The organism is Acinetobacter lactucae (genome assembly GCF_013344765.1).
GTDB lineage: Bacteria > Pseudomonadota > Gammaproteobacteria > Pseudomonadales > Moraxellaceae > Acinetobacter > Acinetobacter lactucae_A.
The window spans coordinates 1-2,442 of sequence record NZ_JABVBF010000267.1 but is presented as its reverse complement, the minus strand read 5'-3'; the positions used below and the strand labels follow the sequence as shown (position 1 = coordinate 2,442).

At 38.3% G+C, this 2,442-nt stretch carries 2 protein-coding genes; both read left to right on the top strand.

Annotation, left to right across the window (positions count from 1 at the left end; translation table 11 throughout):
* The first annotated feature begins 2 nt into the window (after window positions 1-2).
* Window positions 3-986, top strand: coding sequence for a LysR family transcriptional regulator (locus HUN22_RS16505; RefSeq protein ID WP_053296407.1), 984 nt, complete (start codon window positions 3-5; stop codon window positions 984-986).
* Between the two features lie 123 nt (window positions 987-1,109).
* Complete coding sequence (locus HUN22_RS16500) at window positions 1,110-2,435, top strand: hemolysin family protein (RefSeq protein WP_174731646.1); 1,326 nt, start codon at window positions 1,110-1,112, stop codon at window positions 2,433-2,435.
* The last annotated feature ends 7 nt before the right edge of the window (window positions 2,436-2,442 follow it).

The window sequence follows — 2,442 nt, the reverse complement described above, 5'->3', positions numbered from 1 at the left end:
ATCTGGAGCGAGTAGATCTTAATCTATTAATATATCTTGATGTACTTCTTCGTGAAAAAAATGTTACACGCGCAGCCGAACAGCTTGGGGTAACTCAGCCTGCAATGAGTAATATTTTACGTCGATTACGTAATTTATTTAATGACCCGCTTCTTATCCGTTCTTCTGAAGGGATGACCCCAACAGAACGTGCACTTGAATTACAACCTCGTATTCGTGATGCTCTTTCTGATCTTTCCATGATTTTGGAACCCCGTACCGAATTCCGCCCTTATACAAGTAATCGCGTTTTCCGCATTATGACATCTGACTATGCCGAGGCAACTTTAGTCCCTCGTCTTGTCAAAGCTTTACGCTCTGAAGCTCCAAATGTTGTACTCGACTTTCTTACGCCAAGTGATGTGTCTTATAGAGACATGGAGCAAGGCAAAGTTGATCTTGCGATTAATAGATTCAATGAAATACCGCAAAGTTTCCATCAAGTTTTAGTTTGGCGTGATAGTTTCAGCTGCATTCTTAACGACAAACACCCTGCTGTAACTCATTTAAACCTAAAAAGTTATCTAGATGCACAACACATCTGGGTTTCTAAAACAGGTATGGGCGTAGGTTTTGGTGTAAATCCAGACAAACAAGGTGGTTTAGGTTGGATTGATCAGGCTTTAGAGCGTATTGGTCAACGTCGTAAAATTTCTGTATTTACCCGTCACTACCAAATGCCAGCATTACTTGCTCAAAATGTTGACCTGATTGCCACCCTTCCAACTCGGATGGCGCGCCTACAAGCTCAAAATCCCAAACTGGTTATAAAGGATCCTCCTTTTTATATTCCAGAGTTTGAACTTAAAATGGCTTGGTGCCCGTTATTACATCATCATCCTGCTCATCGCTGGTTACGCCAACTTATTTTATTTGTTGCTCGTCAAATGATTGAAGAAGAAAACCGTGAATTTCTAACTAACAATTCACAATTTTCTCACTATTAAATAAATTTTAATTTAATTGTCGATTTTAGACATTATCTTCAAGCGCTGAGCAATCAATCTGATTACCTCAGCGCTTTTTTGTGTTAAAACATAGTCATAATAATGATGAACCTCGGGTGATTTGTGAGTCTCTTTCAAAATATCATTATCATCGCACTGCTCATCATCGCAGCAGGCTTTTTATCTTTAACTGAAATTGCACTTGCTGGTGCCAGAAAAGTAAAGTTAAAAATTCTAGCCGAAGCTGGCGAAGAACGTGCTCAACAAGTACTTGATCTACAAGAACAATCTGCTGACTTTTTTGCAGCTTCTCAAATTGGCCTAAATGCAGTTGCAATTTTAGGTGGTATTTTGGGTGAAGCTGCTTTTCGTCCCTTTTTTGTCACATTAGTTGACCGTTTCTATGAAGGCCCTTGGACAGAGACTATTGGTTTTGCCCTATCCTTCACGTTAGTAACTTCTCTATTTATTTTATTCGCCGACCTCATGCCAAAACGCTTGGCAATGATTGCACCTGAAAAAATTGCGATTAGTGTTATTAACCCAATTCAAGTTTTTATTAAGGTATGCAAACCTTTAGCTTGGGGAATTAATGCTATTGCGAATCTGTTATTCCGCTTGTTTAAAGTCAACACAACACGAGAAGACAATATTACTTTTGATGATATTTCAGCAGTCATGGATGCAGGTGCGCAAGCTGGTGTACTTCAAAAACAAGAACATCACTTTATTGAGAACGTTTTTGAACTAGAAGAGCGTACCGTACCCTCAAGTATGACAACACGCGAAAATGTTGTTTATTTTACCTTGAATGAACATGAAGACAGTATTCGTCAAAAATTAGCAGAATATCCTTATTCAAAATTTTTAGTGTGTAATGAAAATATTGATCAGGTCATTGGTTATGTTGATGCCAAAGACTTCCTGGTGCGCATTTTAAATAATCAATCCCCAACACAATTGAATGAATCAACTATTCGTACTGTCTTAATGATTCCAGACACCCTAACTCTCTCGGAATTACTCGATCGTTTCCGCTCTACAAAAGAGAAATTTGCGGTTGTCATAAATGAATATGCTCTGGTCGTAGGTGTTATCACCTTGAGTGATATTATGATTACTGTTATGGGTGACTGGGTGACACCTATTGAAGAAGAACAGCAAATCATTAAACGTGATAATAACTCTTGGTTGATTGATGGCAGCACACCAATTGATGACCTAAGACATGCTCTTGAAATTGATGAAATGCCAGATGAAGAAAACTATGAGACACTCGCAGGGTTCATGATGTATCGTCTACGCAAAATTCCACGTCCAGCAGATTTTGTAGAATTTGGTGGATATAAATTTGAAGTCGTCGATGTTGACCATTTTAAAATTGACCAACTTCTTGTAACGCGAATTTTAGAACAAACCGAATTACACTCATCAATTGATGAAGACTAAATTATAG